Origin of the sequence: Flexivirga meconopsidis, from assembly GCF_026162425.1 — a bacterium.
GTDB lineage: Bacteria > Actinomycetota > Actinomycetes > Actinomycetales > Dermatophilaceae > Flexivirga > Flexivirga meconopsidis.
The window spans coordinates 519,890-546,699 of the sequence record NZ_JAOBQJ010000002.1; the positions used below are offsets into that span (position 1 = coordinate 519,890).

General features: G+C 69.6%; 25 protein-coding genes and 1 pseudogene. 12 read left to right on the forward strand and 14 right to left on the reverse strand.

Annotated features, from left to right (window positions below):
* Positions 1-26 precede the first annotated feature (26 nt).
* The 4 genes from N2M23_RS07765 (at position 27) to N2M23_RS07780 (ending at position 4,077) form a co-directional block, all read left to right on the forward strand.
* Positions 27-707 carry a FadR/GntR family transcriptional regulator gene (locus tag N2M23_RS07765; RefSeq protein ID WP_265444541.1) on the forward strand — a complete coding sequence of 227 codons (681 nt, stop codon included), beginning with the start codon at positions 27-29 and terminating at the stop codon, positions 705-707.
* Positions 704-1,471 (forward strand): creatininase family protein, encoded by a 768-nt coding sequence (locus N2M23_RS07770; RefSeq protein ID WP_265444542.1) that lies wholly within the window; start codon positions 704-706, stop codon positions 1,469-1,471. Before N2M23_RS07765 ends, N2M23_RS07770 begins: the two co-directional genes overlap by 4 nt.
* A gap of 84 nt (positions 1,472-1,555) precedes the next feature.
* Complete coding sequence (locus N2M23_RS07775; RefSeq protein ID WP_265444543.1) at positions 1,556-2,527, forward strand: CE1 family esterase; 972 nt, start codon at positions 1,556-1,558, stop codon at positions 2,525-2,527.
* Positions 2,524-4,077 carry an AbgT family transporter gene (locus tag N2M23_RS07780; protein ID WP_265444544.1) on the forward strand — a complete coding sequence of 518 codons (1,554 nt, stop codon included), beginning with the start codon at positions 2,524-2,526 and terminating at the stop codon, positions 4,075-4,077. Before N2M23_RS07775 ends, N2M23_RS07780 begins: the two co-directional genes overlap by 4 nt.
* A 6-nt stretch (positions 4,078-4,083) precedes the next feature.
* On the opposite strand, the gene N2M23_RS07785 is transcribed toward N2M23_RS07780, so the two are convergent.
* On the reverse strand, positions 4,084-4,317 hold the full coding sequence (locus N2M23_RS07785) for a DUF3046 domain-containing protein (protein WP_265444545.1): 234 nt from the start codon (positions 4,315-4,317) through the stop codon (positions 4,084-4,086).
* Positions 4,318-4,369: 52 nt separating this feature from the next.
* Between N2M23_RS07785 and N2M23_RS07790 the strand changes: the two genes are divergently transcribed.
* From N2M23_RS07790 to N2M23_RS07805, 4 genes are all read left to right on the forward strand, one after another.
* The gene (locus tag N2M23_RS07790; protein WP_265444547.1) at positions 4,370-5,326 is read left to right on the forward strand and encodes a nitrilase-related carbon-nitrogen hydrolase; all 957 of its coding nucleotides are present in this window, start codon (positions 4,370-4,372) and stop codon (positions 5,324-5,326) included.
* 392 nt (positions 5,327-5,718) lie between these two features.
* Positions 5,719-6,585 (forward strand): SDR family NAD(P)-dependent oxidoreductase, encoded by an 867-nt coding sequence (locus N2M23_RS07795; RefSeq protein ID WP_265444549.1) that lies wholly within the window; start codon positions 5,719-5,721, stop codon positions 6,583-6,585.
* Positions 6,585-7,130 carry a carboxymuconolactone decarboxylase family protein gene (locus tag N2M23_RS07800; protein ID WP_265444550.1) on the forward strand — a complete coding sequence of 182 codons (546 nt, stop codon included), beginning with the start codon at positions 6,585-6,587 and terminating at the stop codon, positions 7,128-7,130. The genes N2M23_RS07795 and N2M23_RS07800 overlap by 1 nt, the downstream gene beginning before the upstream one ends.
* Positions 7,131-7,194: 64 nt before the next feature.
* A complete protein-coding gene (locus N2M23_RS07805) occupies positions 7,195-11,865 on the forward strand; it encodes an ATP-dependent helicase (protein WP_265444552.1) in 4,671 nt (1,556 codons plus the stop codon).
* A gap of 4 nt (positions 11,866-11,869) precedes the next feature.
* Here the strand turns inward: N2M23_RS07805 and N2M23_RS07810 are convergent.
* The 8 genes and pseudogenes from N2M23_RS07810 to N2M23_RS07845 form a co-directional block, all read right to left on the reverse strand.
* A pseudogene (locus tag N2M23_RS07810) lies at positions 11,870-12,359 on the reverse strand (CoA-binding protein).
* Positions 12,359-13,672, reverse strand: a complete 1,314-nt coding sequence (locus N2M23_RS07815) for an O-acetylhomoserine aminocarboxypropyltransferase/cysteine synthase family protein (RefSeq protein WP_265444553.1) — start codon at positions 13,670-13,672, stop codon at positions 12,359-12,361. The pseudogene N2M23_RS07810 and the gene N2M23_RS07815 overlap by 1 nt, the downstream one beginning before the upstream one ends.
* 10 nt (positions 13,673-13,682) lie before the next feature.
* A complete protein-coding gene (sfnG, locus tag N2M23_RS07820) occupies positions 13,683-14,759 on the reverse strand; it encodes a dimethylsulfone monooxygenase SfnG (protein WP_265444554.1) in 1,077 nt (358 codons plus the stop codon).
* Complete coding sequence (locus N2M23_RS07825; protein ID WP_265444556.1) at positions 14,756-15,265, reverse strand: flavin reductase family protein; 510 nt, start codon at positions 15,263-15,265, stop codon at positions 14,756-14,758. Before N2M23_RS07825 ends, sfnG begins: the two co-directional genes overlap by 4 nt.
* A gap of 104 nt (positions 15,266-15,369) precedes the next feature.
* On the reverse strand, positions 15,370-16,149 hold the full coding sequence (locus N2M23_RS07830) for a hypothetical protein (RefSeq protein ID WP_265444558.1): 780 nt from the start codon (positions 16,147-16,149) through the stop codon (positions 15,370-15,372).
* Positions 16,146-17,084 (reverse strand): ABC transporter ATP-binding protein, encoded by a 939-nt coding sequence (locus N2M23_RS07835; protein ID WP_265444559.1) that lies wholly within the window; start codon positions 17,082-17,084, stop codon positions 16,146-16,148. The genes N2M23_RS07830 and N2M23_RS07835 overlap by 4 nt, the downstream gene beginning before the upstream one ends.
* A gap of 79 nt (positions 17,085-17,163) precedes the next feature.
* The gene (locus tag N2M23_RS07840) at positions 17,164-17,844 is read right to left on the reverse strand and encodes a response regulator transcription factor (RefSeq protein ID WP_265444561.1); all 681 of its coding nucleotides are present in this window, start codon (positions 17,842-17,844) and stop codon (positions 17,164-17,166) included.
* Positions 17,841-18,977, reverse strand: coding sequence for a sensor histidine kinase (locus N2M23_RS07845; RefSeq protein ID WP_265444563.1), 1,137 nt, complete (start codon positions 18,975-18,977; stop codon positions 17,841-17,843). Before N2M23_RS07845 ends, N2M23_RS07840 begins: the two co-directional genes overlap by 4 nt.
* Positions 18,978-19,040: 63 nt before the next feature.
* Here N2M23_RS07845 and N2M23_RS07850 point away from each other — a divergent pair, with 63 nt between their 5' ends.
* Complete coding sequence (locus N2M23_RS07850) at positions 19,041-19,814, forward strand: DNA-formamidopyrimidine glycosylase family protein (RefSeq protein WP_265444565.1); 774 nt, start codon at positions 19,041-19,043, stop codon at positions 19,812-19,814.
* Between the two features lie 16 nt (positions 19,815-19,830).
* Here N2M23_RS07850 and N2M23_RS07855 read toward each other — a convergent pair whose 3' ends face one another.
* The 4 genes from N2M23_RS07855 to rimO all read right to left on the reverse strand — a co-directional run bounded on the left by N2M23_RS07855 (position 19,831) and on the right by rimO (position 23,029).
* Complete coding sequence (locus N2M23_RS07855) at positions 19,831-20,127, reverse strand: helix-turn-helix domain-containing protein (RefSeq protein WP_265444566.1); 297 nt, start codon at positions 20,125-20,127, stop codon at positions 19,831-19,833.
* 134 nt (positions 20,128-20,261) lie between these two features.
* The gene (locus N2M23_RS07860) at positions 20,262-20,747 is read right to left on the reverse strand and encodes a CinA family protein (RefSeq protein WP_265444567.1); all 486 of its coding nucleotides are present in this window, start codon (positions 20,745-20,747) and stop codon (positions 20,262-20,264) included.
* A gap of 18 nt (positions 20,748-20,765) precedes the next feature.
* Positions 20,766-21,575, reverse strand: coding sequence for a CDP-diacylglycerol--glycerol-3-phosphate 3-phosphatidyltransferase (gene pgsA, locus N2M23_RS07865; RefSeq protein WP_341870585.1), 810 nt, complete (start codon positions 21,573-21,575; stop codon positions 20,766-20,768).
* Positions 21,572-23,029: a 30S ribosomal protein S12 methylthiotransferase RimO gene (gene rimO, locus N2M23_RS07870; RefSeq protein ID WP_265444569.1), complete on the reverse strand. Its 1,458-nt coding sequence runs from the start codon at positions 23,027-23,029 to the stop codon at positions 21,572-21,574. Before rimO ends, pgsA begins: the two co-directional genes overlap by 4 nt.
* Positions 23,030-23,085: 56 nt before the next feature.
* Here rimO and N2M23_RS07875 point away from each other — a divergent pair, with 56 nt between their 5' ends.
* The gene (locus tag N2M23_RS07875) at positions 23,086-24,282 is read left to right on the forward strand and encodes a dipeptidase (protein ID WP_265444571.1); all 1,197 of its coding nucleotides are present in this window, start codon (positions 23,086-23,088) and stop codon (positions 24,280-24,282) included.
* 174 nt (positions 24,283-24,456) lie between these two features.
* On the opposite strand, the gene N2M23_RS07880 is transcribed toward N2M23_RS07875, so the two are convergent.
* Positions 24,457-24,786 carry a hypothetical protein gene (locus tag N2M23_RS07880; protein WP_265444572.1) on the reverse strand — a complete coding sequence of 110 codons (330 nt, stop codon included), beginning with the start codon at positions 24,784-24,786 and terminating at the stop codon, positions 24,457-24,459.
* Between the two features lie 203 nt (positions 24,787-24,989).
* On the opposite strand from N2M23_RS07880, the gene kdpF reads away from it, so the two are divergent.
* Both kdpF and kdpA read left to right on the forward strand, forming a co-directional pair.
* Complete coding sequence (gene kdpF / locus N2M23_RS07885; protein WP_265444574.1) at positions 24,990-25,088, forward strand: K(+)-transporting ATPase subunit F; 99 nt, start codon at positions 24,990-24,992, stop codon at positions 25,086-25,088.
* Positions 25,088-26,734, forward strand: coding sequence for a potassium-transporting ATPase subunit KdpA (gene kdpA / locus N2M23_RS07890; protein WP_265444576.1), 1,647 nt, complete (start codon positions 25,088-25,090; stop codon positions 26,732-26,734). Before kdpF ends, kdpA begins: the two co-directional genes overlap by 1 nt.
* The last annotated feature ends 76 nt before the right edge of the window (positions 26,735-26,810 follow it).

A 26,810-nucleotide genomic window follows, 5' to 3' on the forward strand; every position in this document is an offset into this window, starting at 1 on the left:
GGTCATCAAGTGATCTAGTCACTTTCGTGACCGCACAGACTTCGCTGACCAGTCGCCTCGCCGACGAGATCGTCGAGCTCATCGTCACGGGCGGACTGCGCCCCGGCGATGCACTCGAGTCCAGTCGGGCACTCGCGCAGCGCTTCGAGGTGACCACGCCCACCGTGCGCGAAGCGCTGCGCCGGCTGGAGGCCACCGACATCGTCCGCTTCCGGCACGGCTCCGGCACGTATGTCGGGGACGGGCTCGATCGGCGAATGGTCGTCAACCAGCATGCCGATGCGCCTGCCGATGCGATCGCCGAACTCATCGGCACCCGACTGCTGCTCGAGCCGGCGATCGCCGCCGAGGCCGCCCGGCGGCGGACCGATGCCGACCTGGCGACCCTTGACACCGCGGTGTCCAACGCCCTCTCGCCCCAACGCGGCGACGAACGCCCGGCCGTGCATTTCCACGTCGCGGTGGCCGCCGCGACCGGCAACCGGCTGGTCGCCGAAACCATCGAGGCGCTGCTGCACATCCGTTCACGCGAGCAGGTCGAGATCCGGCATCGCTACGACGACCGGGAGCGCGACCACGCCGAGCACGTGCAGATCGTCGAGGCGATCCGGGCCGGGGACGCCGAGCGCGCGGAGGAGCTGACCCGCGGGCACCTCGAAGCGATCCGGAGCACGCTCTCCGCGCCGAAGGGACGTGTCGCAAAATGACCGAATCGCCATACCTGCTGGGCAATTTCACCACGGCGGAGGCGGCGGCTTCGGTCGCGCGCGGCGATATCGTGATCCTCCCTGCCGGAGCGTTCGAGCAACACGGTCCCGCTATGCCGCTCGCCACCGACCTGATCCGCGCCGAAGCCGTCGCGGACCGCGCCGCCGGTGCGATGGATGGCCGCGCGGTGATCGGCCCGAGCCTGCCGGTCGGTGTGTCACCGCACCACCTCTCCTTCGCCGGCACGGTCAGCCTGCGCCCGGCGACCTTCCTCGCAGTCGCCCGGGAGTATGTCGACAGTCTCGCCGGGCACGGCTGGCGCCGGATCCTCATCCTCACCGGCCACGCCGGCAACAACGCAACCCTTGCTGCGCTCGCCCAGGACCTGCTGCACGACCTGCCGGACGTCGAGTTCGCCTGGTCGGCCGTGCCCGCTCTGGCGACCGAGGCGATCGCTACCATGAACCGCACCGAGGTCACCGGTCACTGCGGTGAGTCCGAGACCGCCCAAATGCTTTACCTCGCACCGCATTTGGTGCGCACCGAGCTGCTCGCGCCGGGAGCGACCAGCCTCGATGATCTGGACCCGTTGTCCCGGCTGTCCCGTCGCGCCGCGCCCTCCCTGGCCCGCCGTTACGACCAGCTCAGCACCAACGGCGTGCTGGGTGATCCCACCACCGTCACGGCCGACCAGGGCCGGGCAATCGTCGACGCCGCAACTCGCACCCTCGTCGACTACCTCCGGGAGTGGCTCACCGCCTGATTTCCTCCCGTCCCCTCGACCGAGCACCACCAGGTGTCTTCGGTGGGTCGACCACACCCTCGATCCGGCCGAAAGGAACTGCCCATGAAGAAGATCCGCGCCCTCGGAGTCCTCGCCGGAAGCCTCGGGTTCGTCACTGCACTGACCGGCCCCGCGGTCGCGGCGCCACCCGTCCGCTCGGTGGCGACTGCCGCCTCGACTACCTGCGATCGGCCGACAGACCAGCAGACGGGGGCGAGCGCGAAGTACGAGATCACCAGCGGCGGACGCACTCGCAGCTACATCCTGCACCTGCCCAAGGACTACGAGAAGCGCTCGGACTGGCCGCTGATCGTCGCCTATCACGGGCGCGGCAGCACCGGCACCGAGATCGAGGGATTCTCCGGTCTGTCGAATCTACCTGCGGTCGTTGCCTATCCGAACGGTGAGATCGGCACCGGCAGTGGCTACCGGCAGGCATTCCAGGGCGCGCCCTACTCCCCACCCGGTGTGGACGACGTGCGCTTCACCAGTGACCTGCTGGGCCGGCTGCAGTCGGAATACTGCGTCGACCCGACCCGCACCTACGCCACCGGGAAGTCCAACGGCGCCGGATTCGTCGGTTTGCTCGCCTGCCGGATGTCCGACCGGTTCGCTGCCTTCGCGCCCGTCGCCGGCGCGTTCTACCCGCAGGCGACGGAAGGCTGCAACACCGCAAAACCCGCTTCGGTGCTGGAAATTCACGGAACCGGTGACGCCACGATCCCCTATGCCGGCGACCCGGATCGGGGCCTGCCGCCGATTCGCAGTTACGTGGACGGATGGGCCGCACGGGACAGGTGCGCGGCCACCCCCAAGGTGCGCACCATCGGTCGTGACGTGCAGATCGTCGACTGGTCCGGCTGCACCGCCGGCACCAGCGTGCGGCACGTGGCGGTGAGCGGCGGCGGTCACGTCTGGCCGGGCACCAGCACCTACTCCGGCGGCGGCTACGTCACCTCGACCATCCACGCCGAGGACGTCATGTGGAAGTTCTTCGGCCAGCACCGACTCACCACCGCGGAGGTATCGCGATGAGCACCCCCACCACTTCTCCCACGGAGGAGCGCAGCGAGGACCGGCTGCCGTTCGTCATCCGCGCCATGGGCGTCGTCGAACGCGTGGGCAACGCTCTGCCGTCACCGTTTTGGCTGTTCTGGATCCTCGCACTCATCCTCGGCGCGATCAGCGCCGTGCTGGCCGCAAACGGGGTCAGCGTGGTGTCGCCGAGCGACCACAAGACCGTCGCGGTGCGCAACCTCTTCAGCGGCGACGGCCTGGCGATGGCAATGTCCACCGCCGTCGAGAACTTCGCGACCTTTCCGCCGATGGCCACCATCGTGGTGGTGATCATGGGAGTCGCGGTCGCCGAGCGCACCGGCTTCCTCGCTGCCGTCATGAAGCTCGGGGTGTCCCGCGTGCCGGCGTCAGCGGTGGTCTTCGCGGTCGCGTTTCTCGGCACGGTGTCCCACGTGGCGTCGGCTGCGGCATACATCATCCTGGTGCCGCTCGGCGGCCTCGCCTTCCGCGCCGTGGGCCGATCACCGATCCTCGGCATCGTCGTTGCCTACACCTCCATCGCCTCGGGGTATGACGCGAGCCCCGTGCCGACGCCGAATGACACGATCTTCGCCGGAATCACCACGGCCGCAGCGCAATTGGTCGACAAGGACGTCACGGTTTCGCCGGTCAGCAACTGGTATTTCAACATCGCCTCGTCGCTGCTGCTCGCCACGGTCATCACCCTGGTGACCCGCTGGGTGCTGGCCAAACGACCCGATCTCGACCCGGACCCGGACCTCGACCTGGAGGACCTCGGCTCGCTGCACCTCAGCCATCGCGAGCGCACCGCGGTGCGGGCCGCCTGCTTCACGCTGCTCGGCATGCTGGTCGTGCTCGCAGCCCTCGTCATACCGACCGGATCACCGCTGCGCGGCAAGGGCGGCAGCATCGCCGAGTCGCCGTTCCTGGACGGCATCGCGTTCGTGATCGCCGTGCTGTTCGGGGTCACCGGCATTGTCTACGGGCTGCGCACCGGCGCACTCAAGGGGCTCGGCGACACTCCGCGGCTGATGGCCGACGGCATCAAGCAGATGGCGCCGGTGCTGGTGCTGTTCTTCGCGATCGCTCAGTTCCTGGCGTATTTCGACTGGACGCACATCGGTGACGTGCTGTCGGTCAAGTCGGCAGACCTGCTCGACCAGGCCAACGTGCCGGCGCCGATCATCTTCCTGATGGTGCTCGCGCTGCTCAGCGTGGTGAACGTGCTGGTGACCAGCGGGTCGGCGATGTGGTCGATCGCCGCGCCGGTGCTGGTGCCGACGCTGATGCTGCTGTCGGTGCCGCCGGAGACCACGCAGGCGCTCTTCCGGATCGCCGACTCGGGGTCGACCGCGATCACCCCGATGAGTCCGTATTTCGTGATGGCACTCGGCTTCCTCCAGCGTTATCGCAAGAGTGCCGGCATCGGGACGCTCGCGTCATACACCCTGCCGCTGGCGATCGCGATGACGATCACCTGGACCGCGCTGTTCTTCCTCTGGTGGGCGATCGGCCTGCCGCTCGGCCCCGGTGCACCGGTGCGATGACGGCGCTCAGTTGTCCCGGCGTTCGCGGATCGGCAGATCCTTACCGAGCCGGCGCTCGGGCGGCACCTGGAGGTCATCGCAGATCGCCTCCCAGACCTGGCGCGGCTTGACCCCGTCGGCGAGGGCCTCGTCCGGCGTGCGATCGCTGAGCGCCTGCAGCACGTGCGTGCTGCCGAGCACGCCGGCGTATGCCGAGCCGAACTCGTCCGACATCAGGCGTCGGTATTCGGAATGCTTCACGCAGCCCAGGGTAGGCGGCGCAGCATGGTCGTCTGTGTGCCAGTCTGGCGCCATGGAGCTCATCGTCGCGCCCGAGATCCCGCCGTCCCTCGCCCGGGTGGAACAGCCCGGCCGTCCGCCGTTGCGGGTCGCGCTGGTGCAACACGAATGGGCGGACGATCCCGCGGCGCTGGTCGAGACGCTGCGCGGCGGCATCCAGCAGGCCGCCGAGGCAGGCGCCCAGGTGGTCTTCCTGCCCGAGCTGACGCTCTCGCGCTACCCGGCGGACACGCTGCCGACCGGCACGCCGTCGGACATCGCCGAGGACCTGGAGAACGGCCCGACCGTCACCTTCGCGCGCGCGGCCGCGCGCGACTTCGGGGTGCACGTGCATGCCTCGCTCTACGAGCGCAACGATGGTGGCGACGGACTCGGCTTCAACACCGCCATCCTGGTGGCGCCGTCGGGCGAGCTCGTCGGCCGCACCCGCAAGACGCACATCCCGGTCACCGCGGGCTACTACGAGGACAAGTACTTCCGCCCCGGCCCACCCGATGACGCGTATCCCGTTGTGCCGCTTGCGGATCCGCAGGTGAACCTCGGCCTACCGACCTGCTGGGACGAGTGGTTTCCCGAGGTTGCCCGCTCCTACGCGCTGGGCGGCGCCGATCTGCTCGCCTACCCGACCGCGATCGGCTCGGAGCCGGACCATCCGGAGTTCGACACCGAGCCGCTGTGGCAGGCGACGATCACCGGCCACGCGATCGCCAACGGGCTCTTCATCGTGGTGCCCAACCGGTTCGGCACCGAGGGGCTCATCACCTTCTACGGGTCGAGCTTCATCGTCGACCCCTATGGGCGGGTGCTGGTGCAGGCGCCGCGTGACAAGGCCGCGGTGCTGGTCGCCGACCTCGACCTCGCGCAGCGCAAGGACTGGCTCGACCTCTTCCCGTTCCTCGCCACCCGCCGTCCCGACACCTACGCCGGGCTGGCCGAGCCGGTGAAGCCGGAGCATCGCCGGGAGGTCTGACGGGTGCGCGCGGCCGCCGACCCCGCGTACAAGGCGCAACCGTTTCGACTTATGCACACCCCAAGCCCGCGTGGCGTGCACAGGGCGCAACCGTTTCGAGTTGTGCACGCCCCAGCCGCCGATGCCGCGCACAAGGCGCAACCGTTTCGACTTATGCACGCCCCAGCCACCCGCAGCGTGCACAGGGCGCAACCGTTTCGACTTATGCACGCCCCAACCGCCGATGCCGCGCACAAGGCGCAACCGTTTCGACTTATGCACGCCCCAGCCACCCGCAGCGTGCACAGGGCGCAACCGTTTCGACTTATGCACGCCCCAACCGCCGATGCCGCGCACAACCCGCAACCGTTTCGACTTACGCACGCGCTGACGGCCGCGTAGGTTGGGCGACCATGAGCAACGATCGGCTGTCCGGCAAGCGAGTCCTGATCACCGGCGGCGCCCGTGGCATCGGTGCCGCGCTGGCGCAGCGACTGAGCGAGCGCGGTGCGCGGGTGGCGCTGGCCGGTCTCGAGCCAGAGCTGCTGGAGCAGACGGCTGCCGGCATACGGGCGCCGTGGCGTGAGCTCGACGTTGCCGACCGCGAACAGGTCGACGGCGTCATACCCGAACTCGCCGACGCACTCGGCGGGCTCGACATCGTCGTCGCAAACGCCGGCATCGCCAAGCAGGTGCCGATGGTCGGTGGCGACCCGGAGGTGATGGAGCGCACGCTGGCGGTGAACGCGCTCGGCACCTACTACACGCTGCGCGCTGCGGCTCCGCTGATCGCCCACCGCGGCGGTTACGCGCTGGCGACCGCGTCGCTCGCAGCCGCGGTGCACGCGCCGCTGATGGGTGCCTATTCGGCGTCCAAGGCGGCCGTCGAAGCGATCGGCAACACCTTGCGCTGGGAGCTGCACGGCACCGGCGCCCGCGTCGGTGTCGCCTACTACGCCGAACTCGACACCGACATGACCAGCCGCGGGTTCAGCACGCAGGCCGGGTCGACGCTGCTCGGCGGTCGCAAGTCGGTCACGGTCGTCACTCCGCTGAGCGCCGCGATCAACGCCTTGGAGCGCGGCATCAACCGCCGCGCGCGGCTGATCTGGGCGCCGTGGTGGATCGCGCCGCTGCTTCCCGGCCGGATGATCGCGCAGCGCGTCGCCGAGCTGAAGCCGATGCCCGACCTCAAACGCGCCCTGGAGATCGCGCGCGACGAGCGCGCGGAATTCACCACGGCACAACCGGATTCGCCCGTATGGCGGGAGCCGCGCTGATGCCGGCCCGTGTCTCCCCCGGCACGTGGCGCACCAACGGGCCGCTGGCCGCGGCCTTCGCGCGGGCGGCCGGCCGCGCGACGGGCACCGTGCCGCCCGCGGTGTTCACCGTGCTCGGCCGGGGGCGCCGCACCTTCTGGGGCTGGCTCGGCTTCGCGGCAACCCTGATGCCCTTCGGGTCGCTGCCCCGACGCGACAGCGAGCTGGTGATCCTGCGGGTCGCGCAGCGGCGCGGGAGCGCCTACGAGGCGGCTCATCACCGCCGGATCGGCCGACGAGCGGGACTGACCGGCGAACAGGTGGACGCGATCCTCCGCGCGGCGCCGGACCCGACGGTGTTCAGCGCACGACAGCAGGTCCTGCTCGCCGCGACCGACGAACTGCTCGCCACCGATGACCTGTCCGACGCCACCTGGGCGTCCCTGGGCGAGCAGCTGGACGAGCGCGGGTGCGTGGAGTTCCTGCTGTTGGTGGGGCACTACCGGATGCTCGCGACCGCGTTCACCGCGTTGCGGGTCGAGCCGGACGCGGCCCGGGGCCGCTAAGCTGCCCGGCTCCCGTCACCCGGGCCGGAGCGGGTGTCAGTGCTCGGTGCGAAGCTAGCCCCACATGCCCGATGACGTCTTGCAGCGCTTCTCCCCTGCCACCCGCGCGTGGTTCGAGGGTTCCTTCAGCGCGCCCACGGCCGCCCAGGACGGCGCCTGGCGCGCGATCAGCAGCGGCGAGCACACCCTCGTCGTCGCGCCGACCGGCTCCGGCAAGACGCTGTCGGCCTTCCTCTGGGCGATCGACGAGATGGCGCGCGAGGCGGTGCCCGACGACCCGATGAAGCGCTGCCGGGTGCTCTACATCTCCCCGATGAAGGCGCTCGCGGTCGACGTCGAACGCAACCTACGCTCGCCGCTGGTTGGGATCGGGCACGCCGCCGAGCGACTCGACCTGCCCGCGCCCGACGTCAGCGTCGCGGTCCGCTCCGGCGACACCCCGGCCGCCGACCGGCGCAGCTTCGCCCGGCGTCCGAGCGATGTGCTGATCACCACCCCGGAGTCGCTCTTCCTGCTGCTCACCTCGGCCGGCCGCGAGGCGCTCGCCGGGGTGGAGACCGTCATCGTCGACGAGGTGCACGCGGTCGCCGGCACCAAACGCGGCGCGCACCTGGCCCTCTCCTTGGAGCGGCTCGACGCGATCCTGCCCAAGCCGGCGCAACGCATCGGTCTGTCCGCCACCGTTCGCCCGGTCGAGGAAGTCGCCCGGTTCCTCGCCGGTGGCCGCCCCGTCACCACCGTGCAGCCACACGCCGACAAGTCGTGGCAGCTCGACGTCGTGGTCCCGGTGCCGGACCTCACCGCACTCGGACAGGTCACCGACGATCTCACCGGTCCAGCCGCCGGCCCCGTCGAGCGTTCGTCGATCTGGCCGCACGTTGAGGAACGCATCGTCGATCTGATCACGCAGCACCGGTCGACGATCGTCTTCGCCAACTCACGCCGGCTCGCCGAGCGCCTGACTGCCCGGCTCAACGAGATCTGGGCCGACCGGCAACCGGCCGAGCCGGCCACAGCGGGCGACGCACCACCCGCACACGTGATGGGACAAGCAGGCCAATCCGCCGGAGCACCAGGCGTTTTGGCCCGGGCACACCACGGGTCGGTCAGCAAGGATCAACGCGCCGACATCGAGGACTCGCTGAAGTCCGGTCGGCTGCCGGCGGTCGTCGCGACAAGCTCCTTGGAGCTCGGCATCGACATGGGCGCGGTCGACCTCGTCATCCAAGTCGAGTCGCCGCCGAGCGTGGCGAGTGGTCTGCAGCGGGTCGGTCGAGCAGGTCACCAGGTCGGCGCGGTGTCGCACGGCGTGCTGTTCCCGAAGTTCCGCGGCGACCTGGTGCAGACCTCCGTCGTCGTGGACCGCATGCGGTCGGGTCTGATCGAATCCCTTGCGGTGCCGAGCAATCCGGTCGATGTGCTGGCCCAACACATCGTCGCGATGTGCGCCATGGACGACTGGACCGTCGACGAGCTGCAGCAGCTCGTGCAGCGCACCGCGTCGTTCGCGAGCCTGCCCCGGACGGTGCTGGAGTCGGTGCTCGACATGCTCGCCGGCCGATACCCGTCCGACGAATTCGCCGAGCTGCGGCCGCGCATCGTCTGGGACCGCATCACCGACACCCTCACCGGCCGGCGCGGCGCGCAACGGCTCGCGGTGACCAGCAGCGGCACCATCCCCGACCGTGGGCTGTATGGCGTGTTCCTCGCATCCGGGGAGGGTCCTGGCCGCCGCGTCGGCGAACTCGACGAGGAGATGGTCTACGAGTCGCGGGTCGGCGACATCTTCACGCTGGGCACGAGCAGCTGGCGCATCGAGGACATCACCCACGACCAGGTGCTGGTCTCGCCGGCTCCCGGGCAGCCGGGCAGGTTGCCGTTCTGGCGCGGTGACTCCCCCGGCCGACCGGTCGAATTGGGCGCTGCCGTAGGCGCTTTCGTGCGCGAAGTGGTTGCCGCCGAGGAGTCGGTGGCCCGCGCTCGGGTGCAGGCGACCGGTCTCGACGAGTGGGCGGCGGACAACCTGCTCGCCTATCTGCGCGAGCAGCGCGAGGCGACCGGCCAGGTGCCGCACGACCAGGCGATCGTCGTCGAACGCTTCCGCGATGAGCTCGGCGACTGGCGGGTCGTCGTCCATTCGCCGTATGGCGCGCCGGTGCACGCACCCTGGGCCCTCGCCATCGCGGCCCGGATGCGCGAGAAGTTCGGCGTCGACGTGCAAGCGATGCATGGTGACGACGGCATCGTGTTGCGGCTGCCCGACCTCGGCGACGAGACCCTCGCGCAGTCGCCAGACCTGCTGGACCAGGTGCTGGTCGACGCCGACGAGGTCACCGAGATCGTCACCGAACAGATCGGCGGATCAGCGTTGTTCGCATCGCGATTCCGCGAGTGCGCGGCTCGCGCTCTGCTGCTGCCGCGCCGCAACCCGGGGCGCCGGCAGGCGCTCTGGCAGCAGCGCCAGCGGTCCGCGCAACTGCTCGAAGTCGCCTCGCGCTACCCGTCGTTCCCGATCGTGCTCGAAGCCGTGCGCGAGTGCCTGCAGGACGTCTTCGACGTGCCCGGGCTGACCCAGCTGATGCGGGACGTCGCGGCGCGTCGCATCCGGGTGGTGCAGGTCGACACCGCCTGCCCGTCACCGTTCGCGACCAGCCTGCTCTTCGGGTATGTCGCGCAGTTCCTCTACGAGGGCGACTCGCCATTGGCCGAGCGACGTGCCGCCGCGCTATCCCTCGACCCCTCGCTGCTGGCCGATCTGCTCGGCACCGGCGAGGGCGCCTCCCTGCGCGAACTCCTTGACCCGCAAGTAATTTCGCAGACCGAGGCCGGGCTGCAGCGACTCACCGAAGAGCGGCAGGCGCGCGACGCCGAGGATGTCGCCGATCTGGTGCGGGTGCTCGGCGCGTTGACCGCCGAGGAGGTCCGCGTCCGCACCCGCGAGGATCTCCGTGATCAGGTCGCCGGTTGGCTGACCGGGCTGGTCGAGGCGCGTCGACTGATCGAATTCCGGTCGGCCGAGGCCACCCGTTACGCCGCGGTCGAGGATGCCGCCCGGCTGCGCGACGCGCTCGGTGTGGCGCTACCACCGGGAGTGCCGGCAGCCTTCCTCGAGCCGGCCGAGGATCCGCTCGGTGACCTGGTTGCGCGCTACGCCCGCACCCACGGCCCGTTCCCGGACGTCGCTGCCGCCCGCGCGCTCGGTGTCGGCCGGGCGGTCGCGCACGACGCCTTGCGCCGCCTCGTGAGTGCCGGCCGACTCATCGAGGGCGAGTTCCTGCCCGCCGAGCTCGGCGGCGGCGTGCACGGCATCGACTACTGCGACCCCGAAGTGCTACGCACCATCAAACGGCGGTCGCTGGCGTCGTTGCGCGCCGAGGTCGAGCCGGTGCCGCCGCGCGACCTCGTGACGTTCCTGCCGCAGTGGCAGGGCGTCGGCGGGAAGCTGCGCGGAGTGGACGGATTACTGCGTGCCATCGAGCAATTGGCCGGTGCGCGCGTGCCGGCCAGCGCCCTGGAGACGCTGGTGCTGCCGACGCGAGTCACGTCATACGGCCCCGGGATGCTGGATGAGTTGATGGCAAGTGGCGAGGTGGTCTGGCAAGGTCACGCGGCGCTGCCCGGAGATGACGGCTGGGTGTCGCTGCACGTCGCCGACACCGCGCCGCTGACACTCTCCCCTCCGGACGAGACCGTCGACCTGACGCCGCTGCACCGCGACCTGCTGACGGCCCTCGACGGCGGTGGCGCCTACTTCTTCCGTGCCCTCAGCGACGCCGTACACGCTGGTGGCGAGCGCGTCGCCGACGACGAACTGCTCTCTGCGCTCTGGGGCCTCGTCTGGTCCGGTCGAGTCAGCGGCGACACCTTCGGGCCGGTGCGGGCCCTGCTGGCCGGTGGCCGCACCGCCCACAAGACCCGATCAGCCGGTCCGCGGCAGTCTCGACACGGGCGCGCCGGGATCGGTGGCCTGCGTCGATCCGCCCGGCCGGCCATGCCGTCCCGCACCGGACCCCCGACGTCGACCGGGCGCTGGGCCGCCCTCCCGGAGGTCGAAACCGACCCGACAGCAAGGGCATTCGCGCAAGCAGAGGTCCTGCTGGACCGGCACGGCATCGTCACCCGGGGCGCAGCGCAGGCCGAAGGGGTTCCGGGCGGTTTCGCCGGCGTCTACCGGGTGCTCGCCGCTGCGGAGGAGTCCGGCCGCGTGCGCCGCGGCTACTTCGTAGAGGGGCTTGGCGCAGCGCAGTTCGGCGGCGCCGGCGCAGTGGACCGGTTGCGGGCGAGCGGCAAAACCATTGCCACCCCTCGTAATCCATGGGACGTCCCGCCTCCGGAGTCACTGGACGCGATCGTGCTCGCCGCCGCGGATCCGGCCAACCCGTTCGGTGCGGCGCTGCCGTGGCCGGACCGCTCGGAAGACAGACAGCACCGACCTGGTCGACGGGCGGGTGCACTCGTCGTACTCGTCGAAGGCGCGCTGGTCCTCTACGTCGAACGAGGCGGCAAGACCGTGCTGACGTTCTCCGACGATCCTGCCGTCTTCGACGCGGCCGCCCGTGCGCTGGCCGAGGCCGTCACCGGCCGGCCGAGCGGACCGAGTGGCCCCGCGCTGCGCGGGCTCACCGTCGAGACCGTGGACGGTGAGCCGGCGCTGCGCTCGGAGCACCCGTTGCTGCAGGCGTTGTCGTCGGCCGGTTTTCACCGCACGACCCGTGGCTTACGACTACGCCGCTGACCGGTCAGTCGGCGAGCCGCCGACGCGAGCTGATCACACCGGTATCGAACCCAGCCAGGTGCAGTCCACCGTGGAAGCGGGCGTGCTCGATCTTCAGACAGCGGTTCATCACCACGTCCAGCCCGGCATCGGTCCCGTCCTGCGCGACCTGCTGGTCCCAGAGGCCAAGCTGCAACCAGAGAGTCCCGCGTCCCGGCCTCGGTCGCCTCGGTGAGCACCTGCGGGAGATCCGCCGGCTTGCGGAAGACATCGACCAGATCGGGTTTTCCCGGCAGCTCCGCCAGGGACGGGTAGACCGGCTGGCCCAGGATCTCGTCGGCGCGCGGATTGACCAACCACACTTGGTAATTGGACGTCGACAGCAAGTAGGTGGCCACGAAGAAGCTGGCCCGTGCCGGGTTCGCGGAGGCGCCGACGATGGCGACGGTCTTGGTGCGCTGCAGGATGCGCTGCCGGGTGCGCGCCGACGGAGCAACCCACGTGTCATCCGGCATCAGAGATCCTTCGTCGCGCGAGTGAGCGCCTGGTCAAGGTCCCAGAGGATGTCGTCGACGTCCTCGATACCGACACTGATCCGCACCAGGTCCGGCGGCACTCCGCCTGCGGCCAGCTGCTCGTCATTGAGCTGCTGGTGCGTGGTGCTCGCCGGATGTATGACGAGGGTCTTCGCGTCGCCGATGTTGGCGACGTGGCTACACAGCTCCACCGACTCGATGAACCGCTGCCCCGCCTCGCGACCGCCGACGACGCCGAAGGAGAAGACCGATCCGGCCCCGCGGGGCAGGTAGCGACGCACCCGGTCGCGGTGCGGGTTGTCGGGCAAGCCGGCGTAGCGCACCCATTCCACCCGCGGATCCTTGTGCAGCCACTCCGCGACCCGCTGGGCCCCGGCGACATGGGCACTCATCCGGTAAGGCAGCGTCTCCAGGCCGAGCAGCAGTTGGAAGGCGGCGGTCGCGGACAGGCAGGATCCGATGTCCCGCAGCTGCTCGCTACGCAGCTTGGTCAGGAAGCCGTACTCGCCGAAGTTGTCCCACCACGAGATGCCGTTGTAGGAGTCGGACGGCTCGGTCATCGTCGGGAATTTGCCGTTGCCCCAGTCGAATCGACCAGATTCGACCACGACGCCACCCATCGTGGTGCCGTGTCCGCCGATGAACTTGGTCGCCGAATGCACCACGATGTCCGCGCCATGCTCGATCGGTCGCGCCAGGTAGGGAGTCGCGCTCGTCGCGTCCACCACCAGTGGGACGCCCGCAGCGTGCGCGACGTCGGCGAGGGCCGCGATGTCGGCCACCTCGGACGACGGGTTGGAGAGCAACTCAACGAAAACCAGCTTGGTGTCGTCGGTGATCGCCGCCGCGAAATCGTCCGGCTCACCGCTGGACACGAAGGTCGTCGAGACTCCGAACCGGCGCAGCGAAACGTTCAGCTGGTTGACCGTCCCGCCATACAGCTGCGATCCGGCGACGATGTGGTCACCGGCGCCGGTCAGCGCGGCGAAGACCAGGAACGCGGCCGCCTGCCCGCTGCTCGCCGCCACTGCGCCGAGACCGCCGTCGAGACTCGCCATGCGTTCCTCGAACGCGGCCACCGTCGGGTTGGCGATCCGGCTGTAGATCGTGCCGTACTTCTGCAGCGCGAACAGGTTGGCCGCGTCATCGGCATTCTCGAAGACGAACGCGGTGCTCTCGTGGATCGGCACTGCCCGTGATCCGGTCACCGGGTCCGGGCGCGCTCCCGCGTGCACGGCGCGAGTCGCGAATCCCCACGTGCGGTCCTGGTCCTCGTCGGATTGCTGCGTCATACGGCCGGCCTCAGGCGGTCTTGCGGTCGGCAGCAGACTCCAGCTCGCGCACCAATGGGATGACCTGCTTGCCGAAACGCTCGACCTCCTCGCGCACGTGCAGGAAACCCAGCAGGAGAAGGTCCACGCCGACCCGCTTGTAGTCGACGATGCGCTGGGCGACCTGCTCCGGGGTGCCGACCAGGCCGGTCTTGAAACCGTCGTTGTACTGCACCAGGTCGTTGAAATCGGAGCCGGCCCACATGCCCTTGCCGTCGGATGTCGCGCTGCCGGCCGCCTTCACCGCCTCGCCGAAGTCACGCACCTTGTCCGCATCAGCGTTGTCGATGATCTCCTGCACCACCTGACGGGCCTCCTCCTCGGTGTCGCGCACCACGGCGAAGCCGTTCAGCCCGAAGTTCGGCCGGCGGCCGAACTCGCGGCCGTAGCCCTCGACCTCCTCGACCTGCTCGGCGATCGCGTCGACCGTGCCACCGTTCATGAAGTACCAGTCGGAAAGGCGCCCGCCCATGCGCCGGGCCGAGGTGGAATTGCCGCCCTGGAAGACCTCGGGCGCGACCTCCGGCTGCGGACGGAAGGTCAGGTCGCGTGTCCGGTAGAAGTCGCCCCGGAAGCTGAAGTCATCCGTGCTCCAGGCACCCTTGAGCACCTCGATGAATTCCTCCGAGCGCCGGTAGCGCTCCTCGTGGTCCAGCCATGGCTCACCGAGGTTGGTGAATTCCTTTTTGAACCAACCGGATACGACGTTGAGCGCGAACCGGTTACCGCTCCACTCCTGCGCGGTGGCCGCGAGCTTGGCCAGCACCGCCGGCTGCCAGAAGCCCGGATGCACGGCCGCGATGACCTTCAGCCGCTCGGTGTGCGCGAGCAGCAGTTGGGAGAACGACGTCGACTCGTGCTGCGCGTCCGCGCCGTATGACGCGAGGTAGCGCACCTGCGTGAGGGCGTACTCGAAGCCGTACTGTTCGGCGGTCCTGGCGACGTCGATGTTATAGCCGGGGCTGTGACTGGTGCGCTGCGGCAGCTTGCTGATCACCAGTCCACCGGAGACATTCGGCACCCAGTAGGCGAATTTCAGGTCACTCATCGGTAGGCCTCCTCGGCCAATCGGTCGGTCGGGCTTGCGTGGTAACTACCGTGGTGGTGCATCAGCGGGCGTCCGCCCGAGGTCTCCTGCGCCTCGACCTGGGCGATCACCACGAAGCTGTCCCCGGCGTCGGTGAGCGCCACAACGCGGGAGTCGAGTCGGCATACCGCATCGCGCAGCGCAGGCAATCCGTCCGGATGCCAATGCCATTCGCCGTCCGGCTCAAAGCGCCGGTTGCGGTCGCCGGCAAACCGGTGCGCGAGATGCTCCTGGTGATCGGCCAGCAGGTGCAGGGCAACGCGCCCGCTGCGTTCGATGGTGGTCCGGCTGGAGGAGGTCTTGCTCAGGTTGAACGAGACCAGCGGCGGCGAGACCGAAACCGACACCACCGAGATCGCGGTGAAACCGACCGGCACCTCGTCGTAGGCGCTGGTCACCACCCAGGCGCTGGACACCGCATGCCGGAATGTGCCGCGTAGGTCGGGGGTGTGCTGAACCACGCTCACCGGGCACCTCCTCGATATCGAACAGAATGCGGTGAGGTTATCAATCACATAATGTCTTGTAACCATCGTCCGGATTGCAAGATCAGCCCACCCCGACCGACCGGTCAGCTCGAAACGTCGCGCCGGCTGAGCAACAGCGCACAGGCCCCGGCTGCGACCACGCCGTACGCCGCCAGCCGGAGCGTGAGCGCGCCACCGGTGACCGCGGCGTTGTCGCTAGTCACGACGTACCGCAGCAGCAGACCGGGGAAGAAGTCGCGGCCGAACTGGAGGTTGTCGCCGAGCACGTTCTCGATCGGGCCGGCCCAGAGGATCGCCGCGCCGAGTCCGATCGGCACCGACCGGGTCGCAATGCCGACCAGCGTGCCGATGAGGCCCCAACCGGTCACGAAGACCAGCACGCGCAGCATGTCCTCGCCGGCGGTGCGCAGCGACTGTGCATCCAGCCAGTTGGTGGTGTCGACGCCCTGGCCCGGTCCGACGATGTATGCCGTGGCCAGTCCCGCCACGAACAGCACCACGATGATGACCGCACTGATCGCTATCCGGGCGACGAATGTCCCGGTCGCGAGCGACATCCGGCCGGGATGGTGCAGTAGGGACGCTCGCCAGGTGCCCCGGGAGAAGGCGCCCGCGCTCATCCCGACGAAGACCGCCAGCAGCAGCACGGAGGTGAAGGCCACCGCCGCGGTGACGGCGAGGGTGCCTCCGCCGGACTGCGACAACGCGTCGATGCTCACGCCCCCGCTGAACGACCGCTGTGGGGCCGTCACGATCATCACGACCGTGAGCACCGCGGAGTAGAGAATGGTGAAAGGTATTGCGATCAGCCAGGTTCGGGGCCGGGCAAGCCTGGTCCACTCGGCGATGAATGCGCGTTTCATGATCGACTTCCTGTTCCGACCAGGCCCAGGACCCGGTCCTCGAGTGATTCGGTGCGGTGGTGCAGCTCGACGAGGTTCACGCCGCCGTCGGCTGCTGTGCGGTTGAGGTCGCCGGCCAGGGTCGCCGGGTCCAGGTCGCCGACGCTGACGGCGAGGCCGGTCGCGGTGTGCTCGACGACGTGCCCGCCGGTGCGCAGCAGCTGCACGAGGCGTTCCTCGTCCGCCGCCATCCGCCCGCGCAGCAGGATGACCTCGTCGCGGGTGGCGGGCAGTCCGGCGAGCGTTCCCTGATAACGCAGGCCACCCTGATCCAGCACGATCAGGTGATCGCAGACGTGTTCCAACTCGGCGAGCAGATGAGATGAGACCAGGACGGTGCGGCCGCTGTCGGCGATGCGCCGCACCATTGCGCGGATGTCGCGCATGCCGGCCGGGTCGACACCGTTGGTCGGCTCATCCAGGATGACCAGGCGGGGGTCGCCGAGCAACGCCGCGCCGATGCCCAGCCGCTGCTTCATGCCGAGTGAGTAGGACCCGTACGAATCCCCTTCTCGGCCCAACAAACCCACCAGGTCGAGGATGCCGTCGATCTCCGAAGGGTCATGTCCGCCGAGCCGGCACAGGTGCACGAGGTTCTCCCGGCCGGGCAGGTTTGGATAGAACGCCGGCGCTTCGATCAGCGCGCCGACCTGCGACATGTATGCCTTGGGCTCCCGCAGGTCATGCTCCAGCACCGTGCCGCGCCCGTCGGTCGGCCGCACCAGCCCGAGGAGCATCGACATCACGGTGGTCTTGCCTGCACCGTTGGGCCCGATCAGCCCGGTTACCGAACCTGCCGGGATGTGCAGGTCCACATGATCCACGACGGTGCGTCGGCCATACCTCTTGGTCAGGCCGATGACTGCGACCGCGTCAAACTGCTGTGTCGTATCCATGACGGCAACGATTCCGCCGGCGCGGGGTCGCGCACGTCGCCCGGGCGCAGAGATCGGTGTACGTCAGATGTTGAGCGGATCAGTCCACCGCGGGCGGTTCCGCGAGTCCGTGCTGGTAGGCGATCACCACGAGCTGCGCCCGGTCACGGGCATGCAGTTTGGTCATCGCCCGGCTCACGTGGGTGCGCACCGTTGCCTGACTGACGAACCATTGCGCGGCGATCTCGTCGTTGGACAAGCCCTGCCCGACCAGCGCCACCACGTCGCGCTCGCGCTCGGTCAGGTGTTTGGCCAGCTCCGGTTCTTGGGTTGCCGGGGTCGCCGAATGCGCTGTGCCGCTTGCAAATCGGTGGATCAGCCGCCGAGTGACGTTGGGGGACAGCAGCGCATCGCCAGCTGCGATCACCCGCACCGCCCGGATCAGCTCGTCGGGCTCGGTGTGTTTGACCAGAAATCCGCTCGCCCCGAATCGCAAAGCCTGGAAGACGTATTCGTCCAGGTCGAAGGTGGTGAGTATCACGACCCGCACGCCCTCCAGTGAGGGGTCGCCGGTGATCTGCCGAGTCGCCTCCAGACCGTCACTGCCGGGCATCCGGATGTCCATCAGCAGCACATCGGGCAACTGCTCCCGGGCTGCGGCGACCGCCTCATCGCCGGTCGTCGCCTCTGCGACGACCTCGATGTCCGACTCGAGCGCCAGAAGCGCAGCGAACCCGCGACGCACCAACGCCTGGTCGTCGGCGACCACTACCCGAATCACACGCTCTCCCAACGTGCTTCAACCACGAAACCCGGGCCGGACGGCCCATGCCGCAGTGTGCCACCGGTCGCGCGGACCCGCTCCGCCATACCGATCAGACCGTGACCGCCACCGGGAGGATGCACCGTCTCCCCCGGTGCGGCACCGTCGTCGGCCGCACTGACCTGCAGTCCGCCATCCACGCCGCGCACGCGCAGACGCACGTGCGAACCGGGTGCGTAACGCACCGCATTGGTCAGGCTCTCCTGCACCACCCGGTATGACGCAGCCTGCACATCGTCGGACAGTTCGGCGGGCAGCGACAGCTCCACCTCGACGGTCAGCCCGGCCTCCCGTGCGCGCTCGATGAGCACGTCGATGGCCGAGAGGCAGTGCTGGGGCCGGGTCGGCGCGGCGCCCGGCTCACGCAGCGACCGCACGATCGCATTGAGTTCGGCGAGCGCGTCGCGGCTGCTCATCCGGATCGCGCGGGCCGCCTCGACGGCCTCATCAGGGGCGCTGTGCACCACGCGTTCGGCAAGCGCGGCCTGCACGTTGATCGCGGTGAGGGCGTGCGCGACGCTGTCGTGCAGGTCCCGCGCAAGCTCCAGCTGCTGCTCGGCCTCAGCCCGCTTTCGCTGTTGTTGCAGGGCGATTCGCCGCTCGACGGAGCGTTCGAAGCGAGTGCGGATCAGGTCGGCGAGCAGGATCGCGACAACACTCCAGCCGACCACCATGGCCGCACGTGGCCAGTCGTCGGTGTCGGTGAGCAGCGCGCAGGTCGCGACGACCGCCATCACGACGGGGCTCAGCCACCGGCTTAGCTGGCGTGGCCCGGAGAAGCCGAAGACGAACAATCCGAGCGGCCCCAGCACGAAGATCGGCCCGTTCGGATAGTGCAGCAGCAGGTAGGCGACAATCGCGCTCGCGGGCACCAGCAGCGCAGCGACCGGCCGCCAGTGGTGCGCGAGCACCCCTGCAACCGCGACCAGTCCGAGCACGATGCCCAACGCGTCCAGCGGGCGCTGGCCGGGCTGGGTCCGCTGGTGCCACTCCGTGCCGATGATCGCGACCCCGAAGAAGAGGGCGACCACGTCGACGGCGTGCCGCTGCCACCACGGACGCCGCATCGGCTCGGCCGGAACGGATGTCATGCACGTCAGGGTACGAAGCGGCCGGCTAGGGGCGCGTCATACGAGTGTTGAGATGATCGGGCCATGCCGGAGGGTGATGTCGTCTGGCGCACCGCTCGCCGCCTCGACCAGGCGTTTCGTGGTGCGCCGCTGGTCGGTGCCGAGTTGCGCTGGCCGAGCCTCGGCGACCGCAGCCTGCACGGACGCACCACGATCGAGGTCGCATCCCGTGGCAAGCACCTGCTGCACCGACTCTCCGGCGGCCTCACCCTGCACAGCCACCTGCGGATGGAGGGCAGCTGGCGGTTGCGCCGCACCAGCACGATGACGCGCGCCGCGGTCGGACCGCGCAGCATCCGGGCGCTGCTCGCGACCGCCGACTGGACCGCGATCGGCACCAGCCTGGGCATGCTCGACCTGGTGGCGACCCGCGACGAGGACCGGCTGGTCGGGCACCTCGGCCCGGACCTGCTCGGCGACGACTGGGATGCGCAACGCGCCATACAGAACCTGCGGGCGGCGCCGGACCGTGCCCTCGGCGCCGCACTGCTCGATCAGCGCAACCTGGCCGGACTCGGCACCATCTGGACCGCGGAGCCGCTCTTCGCGCAGCGACTCGACCCGTGGACACCGGTCGGCGAGCTGCCGATCGAGACGCTGCAGGACCTGCTGGACACCGCCCGGCGCATGCTGACGCACGCCGCGCATCGAGAGCGTTTCGACGAAGAAGCCGCGGTGCACGGTCGAGGCGGTCGCGCCTGCCGACGCTGCGGCGGGACCGTGCAGGTGGCACCGATCGGCGAACCACCGAACGATCGGGTGATGTTTCATTGCCCGACCTGCCAGGGCGTGCGCTGACGCAGCACGCCCAAGATCAGGCTGCGGAGACGACCGGCTCGGCTGCCGGCACCGGCAGCGGCACGGGCGCGGTCATCGCCTCGGCGAGGACCAGTCGCTCGGAGACCTGGTGCATGGCTTCGGACAGTCGCACCCCGAGGGCCTCGCACACCGCGGCCAGCAACTCCGACGAGGCTTCCTTCTCGCCGCGCTCCAACTCCGACAGGTAGCCCAGCGAAACCTGGGCGCTCGCGGCGACATCACGCAGAGTGCGCCCCTGGGCTTGGCGCGCCTGACGCAGCACGTCACCGAGCTCTCGACGAAGCAGAATCATGGCGCCTCCTCCACTCGCGTGCCGTTGATTCGTCCGATGCGACCACTCTAAACCCCGGACCTGACGGTCCGTCGAGCGACATGGCCGCAGTCACCACCGGCGACAACCGGGACCGCCGGCTGATTCATTCCCGGTCATTTGCCCTCGACCGCGCACTGCGCGAGCAGGGCGAGCACAGCGCGCACCGTCGCTGTGCGGATCTGCTCCCGGTCACCGGTCAGCTCCAGCATGCGCACCTCGTCGACCGGCACCCCGGGCGCGTCCTCCCAGGCCACCGCGATGAAGACCCGGCCGACGGCGACGCCGTCCTGTGGCTCCGGGCCGGCCACGCCGGTCGTGGCCACGCCGTGGGTTGCGCCCATCCGCCGCCGCACACCCTGCGCCATCTGCCGGGCGACCTCGGCCTGCACCGCACGACCGGCACGCAGCAGGAACTCGTCGACACCCAGCATGCTCGCCTTCACGTCCGTCGCGTATGACGTGACTCCCCCACGCACCACCGCGCTCGCACCGGGCACGGACGTCAGCGCCGCGGTCACCAGACCACCGGTGAGCGACTCCGCTGCCGCAATCGTGGCGCCACGGCGGGTGAGTTCGGCGATCAGAGCAACGTCGTCCATGGCGAGTTTCCTTACGTCTCAGTCCTTGCGGGCGGCCCTGCGGGCACGGCGCGCGCGCGAGCGTTCGCTGTCCCGCCGCAGGCGCAACGCCCGGAAGACGTAGTCGACACCGGTCGCCACGGTGATCGCGAGCGCGGCGAGCATGACCACCCACGCCACCACGTCGAACCACCCGGTGATCGGCAACAGGAACAGGCCGATGGCGATCGCCTGCAGGAAGGTCTTCAGCTTGCCGCCGCGACTGGCGGGCAGCACGCCGTGCTTGATGACCGACAGTCGCAGCAGGGTGATGCCGACCTCGCGGACCAGAATCACCACGGTGACCCACCACGGGAGGCGGTCGATCACCGACAGGCCGATGAGCGCCATGCCCATCAGCGCCTTGTCGGCGATCGGGTCCATCATCTTGCCGAAGTCGGTGACCAGGTTGCGCGACCGCGCGAGGTCGCCGTCGATCCGGTCGGTGATCGAGGCGATCGCGAAGACCGCGACCGCGCCGAGTCGGTAGCCGGTGTCGTGGCCGCCCTGCGCGAGCAGCAACCAGCCGAAGACCGGCACGAGCAACACCCGGAACATCGTCAGCGCGTTCGCGATGTTCCAGTTGCTGACCCCGGTGCTCTGCACCGACGCCGGGTCGGGCATCGGCGGGGCGATGATCGGCTCCCCGGCGGCACGCCGCCGCTCGAACTCCGCCCGGCGCCGCTCGAACTCCGCCCGTCGGCGCTCGATCTCGCGGCCGGCCTCCGCACGCCGACGGTCCAACTCTTCCCGGGCGGTCGGCCGCTCGTCGCGCCGCGCCCGGCCGTCCCGGCGTTCGGCCGCACTCATGCGGTCGGCTCAGGCGCCGCGATCAGGTCGATGCCGAGCGTGTCGGTCACGCGCGCGGAGACCACGTCGCCGATCGCGACCGACCCGGCCGGCACCGTGAGGATCGTCTCGCCGTCGACGTCCGGCCCCTGCTGCGCAGCGCGTCCACGAACTTCACCATCGTCCTCCGCGCCGGTGCCGTCGGACTCGATCAGCACCTCGACGGTCTGTCCGATGCGTTCGGCGGCGCGCTGCTCGTTCAGCTGCTCGGCCAGCGTGCGGAAGTGTTCTAGCCGGGCCGCAACCTCGGCGTCGGGCAACTTCCCGTCATACGTCTCGGCCTCGGTGCCGTCCTCATCGGAGTAGCCGAAGACACCGACCACGTCGAGCCGCGCCTCGGTGAGGAAGTCCTCCAGCTCGGCCAGGTCGTCGTCGGTCTCGCCGGGAAAGCCGACGATCACGTTGCTGCGAATGCCGGCGTCCGGGGTACGACGGCGCACCTCGCCCAGCAGGTGCAGGAACGACTCGCGGTCGCCGAAACGCCGCATCCGGCGCAGCAGCGGTCCGCTCGCGTGCTGGAAGGAGATGTCGTAGTAGGGCACCACGCCCGGTGTCTGCGCCATCACGTCGAGCAGCTCCGGACGGATCTCGGCAGGCTGCAGGTAGGACACCCGCACCCGCGAAATGCCTTCCACCGCAGTCAATTCCGGCAGCATCGTGTCGAGCAGGCGCAGGTCGCCCAGATCCTTGCCGTATGACGTGGAGTTCTCCGACACGAGGAACACCTCACGCACGCCGCGCTGCCCCAGCCAGCGCGCCTCGGCGAGCACGTCGGACGGGCGACGGGAGACGAACGCCCCGCGGAAGGACGGGATCGCGCAGAACGCGCACCGCCGGTCACAGCCGGAGGCGATCTTCAGCGGCGCCCACGGCCGTCCGTCGAGTCGCGCGCGGATCACCCGCGGCGACGACACCGGCGAGGCGACCTCGACATCGTCCGGCCGGCGCACGTCGCCGTGCCCGGGTGCGGCCACCCCGGCGTCCTGACGGGCGACCGGGCTGATCGGCAGCAGCTTGCGACGGTCACCAGGGGTGTGCGAGGCGGGCGCATGCCCGGCGAGTACCGCGCTGAGGTGCCCGGACATGTCGGCATAGGAGTCGAAACCGAGCACCGCATCGGCCTCGGGCAGTTGCGCGGCCAGCTGCTCGCCATACCGCTCGGCCAGGCAGCCCACGGCGACGACCGCCTGGGTGCGCCCGTGGTCCTTCAGGTCGCGCGCCTCGAGCAGCGCGTCGATCGAGTCCTTCTTGGCCTGTTCGACGAACCCGCAGGTGTTGATCACCGCGACGTCGGCGTCGGCCGCGTCGTCGACGAGGGTCCAGCCCTCCCCCGCGAGCCGGCCGGCGAGCTCCTCGGAGTCGACCTCGTTGCGAGCGCACCCAAGAGTGACCAGGGCGACGCTGCGGGATTCCATGCCGTCAACTCTATGGGACGGCAAGTGGCCCCATCGAATCGTGATGTGATGACGGTATGGCGACCACCGACACCACCAGCCTCGACCGTGTCATCACGCTGCTGCGCGAGCACCCGCTCATCGACGGTCACAACGACCTGCCGTATGCCGCGCGCGACCTCGTCGGCTACGACTTCGACAAGCTGGACCTCGCGGCCGGCACCGCGGGACGCACGCACACCGACATCGAGCGGCTGCGCAAGGGGTGCGTCGGCGGACAGTTCTGGTCGGTGTACGTGCCGTCCAATCTGCCCGGCAGCCAGGCGGTCACCCAGACGCTCGAACAGATCGACGCGGTGCACCAGATGATCGGCCGCTGGCCGGAGGCGTTCGGCCTGGCCCGGACCGCCGACGAGGTGGAGTCGGTCTTCCGGTCCGGCCGCATTGCCTCCCTGCTCGGCGCTGAGGGCGGTCAGTCGATCGACAGCTCACTCGCGGCGCTGCGGATGCTCTACGTGCTGGGTGTGCGCTACATGACGCTGACCCACAACGACAACAACCCGTGGGCGGACTCGGCGACCGATGAGCCGGTGCACGGCGGCCTCACCCGCTTCGGGGTCGAGGTGGTGCGCGAGATGAACCGCCTCGGCATGCTGGTCGACCTGTCGCACGTGTCCGCGGACACCATGCGCGCTGCGCTCGCCGCGTCGCAGGCGCCGGTCATTTTCAGCCACTCCTCGGCGCGGGCGGTGTGTGACTATCCGCGCAACGCCCCCGACGACGTGCTGGAGACGCTGCGGAAGAACAACGGCGTGATCATGTCGACCTTCGTGCCCGGCTTCGTCTCGCCCGCCTCGGCCAAGTGGCGGGCCGATGCGCAGGACGCCGCCCGCGAGGCCGGCATCACCCCGACCGATCTGGCCGCGTTCCAGCCGTTCGCCAAGCAGTGGGCGGCCGACCACCCCGAGCCGGTCGCGACCATCGACGACGTGGTCGCCCACTTCGTGCACATCCGCGAGGTCGCCGGCATCGACCACCTCGGCGTCGGCGGCGACTACGACGGAGTGCCCAGCCTGCCCGCGGGGCTGGAAGACGTCACCGGCTATCCCAAGGTGTTCGCGGCGCTGGCCGATCTCGGCTGGTCGGACGAGGACCTGGCCAAGGTGGCCGGCGGCAACGTGCTGCGGGTGCTGCGCGACGCCGAGGCGGTCGCCCGCGACCTGCAGACCACCCGCGGGCCGAGCGTGGCGACCATCGAGCAACTCGACGGCTGACGACCTGGGCTCAGCGGTGCCCGGTCGACTGCGTCTCGCTACGCGGCTTCGCGTTCGCAACGCGAACAGCCCACTCCGCACTGCGCCGTCCCAACGCCTCATCGAGTGCGAGACGCAGCTTCGCCGCCGAGATCTGGCGCCTCGTCACAAAGATCGCCATAGCTCACCTCCGAATTAGTTCACCCCATCATCGTCTAACCGCGGCTCTGGCGCGAGCACATCCTCATTGCCTGAACCGGCCGGTGGGTCACCAAGAGCTCTGGCGATCGTGTCATCCACCCACCCGCTGTCTCGTCGCCTGAGCTCGCCACGTCGCACCATGCCGGCCAACTGTGCCCGGCCGATTTCCGCCTCCCGATCGTTGTCGGAGAGCGCGCGGGCCAGCGCATCTTCGAATCGCTTCGTCCGCCGGTCCACCGACCAGGTCCACCACTGCCGCCACGCACCGACGACGGAGGCGATCGCGGCGACCAGTGCGCTCACCAGCGTCGCCCACGCCAGCATCCGACCTCCCTTCCGCCCCGCTCGCTGCAGCATCGATCGGCTGGCCCACGCTGCACCACCGGGACGCAGCCAGGCTGTGGACGAGCAACGCCGCGGCGAGGGGATGTGCATCGCGCCACGACCCGCCCGAGCGGACCCGTAAAGAACGCGTCAACACCCGCAAAAGCAGCGTCAACGAAGGGGTTTGACGCCATACCGCCGCGTTGGCTGACGGCATGGCCGAATATCTCGTCGCGGGCGTCATCGCGCTCGCCCTCCTGGCGTATCTCGTCTACGCCCTGATCCGCCCGGACAAGTTCTGATGAGCGAGCAAGTCAGCGGACTGCTGACCATCGGAGTCCTTGTCCTCGCCCTCGCCGCGGTCCACGTGCCGCTCGGCGACTACCTGGCGCGGGTCTTCACCAGTGATCGTGACCTCGCGGTCGAGCGGGCGTTCTACCGGCTCTGCGGGGTCGACCCGCGCTCGAGCCAGCGCTGGAGCAGGTATGCCGTGTCGGTCGGCGCGTTCACCGTGGTCAGCCTGGTCTTCCTCGGAGCGCTGCTCATGATGCAGCAGCACCTGCCGCTCGCGCGCGGGGCGTCGATGGACTGGCACACCGCGGTCAACACCTCGATCTCATTTGTCACCAACACCAACTGGCAGAGCTACGCCGGCGAGTCCGGGGCGAGCGCGCTCGTCCAGACGCTCGGCCTCGCGGTGCAAAACTTCGTCTCCGCCGCGGTCGGCATCGCTGTCGCGATTGCGCTGATCCGGGGGCTGGCCGCCCGGCACACCGGCACGATCGGCAACTTCTGGGTGGACCTCACCCGGGCCGTCGTGCGAGTGCTGCTGCCGATCGCGTTCGTCGGGGCCGTGGTGCTGCTCGCCGGTGGCGTCATACAGGACCTGTCGGCGCCACAGACGATCAGCACGATCACCGGTGGTCACCAGACGATCGAGAGTGGCCTGGTCGCGAGCCAGGAGGCGATCAAGGAGCTCGGCACCAACGGTGGCGGCTACTTCAACGCCAACTCCGCGCACCCGTTCGAGAACCCCAACGCGTTCACCAACCTGGTCGAGATCTTCCTGATCCTGGTCATCCCGTTCTCGCTGCCGCGCACCTACGGCCGGCTGGTCGGCGACAAGCGGCAAGGCCTCGCGGTCGTGGGCTTCATGGCCTTCCTCTGGACCGCGATGCTCGTGGTCATCACCTGGGCCGAGCAGGCGGCATCGACGTCGCCGACCGGCGCGATGGAAGGCAAGGAGGTGCGACTCGGCGTCTGGGCGTCGGCCCTGTTCGCGAACTCGACCACCGCCACCTCGACCGGTGCCGTCGACTCGATGCACGAGTCGTACAGCCCGATCGGCGGCGGCGGCGCGCTCACCAACATGCTGCTCGGTGAGATCACTCCCGGCGGCGTCGGCTCCGGCCTGTATGGCGCCCTGGTCGTCGCGATCCTGGCGGTCTTCATCGCCGGGCTGATGGTCGGCCGCACCCCGGAGATCCTCGGAAAACAGGTGGGGCGCAAGGAAATAACGTATGCCGCGCTCTACACGATCGTGACGCCCGCGCTGGTGCTGGTCGGCACCGCCGCCGCGCTCGTGGTGAGCAAGGCGAAGGCCGGGATGCTCGCGACGGGTCCGCACGGCCTGAGCGAGATGCTCTACGCCTACGCGTCGGCGTCGAACAACAACGGTTCGGCATTTGCCGGGCTGACCGCCGACCAGCCCTACCTCAACCTGACGCTCGGCGCCTGCATGCTGATCGGCCGGTTCCTGCCGATGTTCCTGGTGCTCGCCTTGGCGGGTGCGTTCGCGGCGCAGCACCAGCGGCCGACCACCGAGGGCACCATGCCCACCCACACACCTCTTTTCTCCGGCCTGATGGTCGGCGTGGCACTGCTGGTCACCGGACTGACCTTCCTGCCCGCGCTGGCGCTCGGTCCGCTCGCGGAGGCCCTGTCATGAGTGCCGACCGAGACGAGGACACGAGCGAGGAACGAGCGAGGCCCGCAGTCGAGGAAAGAGGCACGAGCAACCTCAT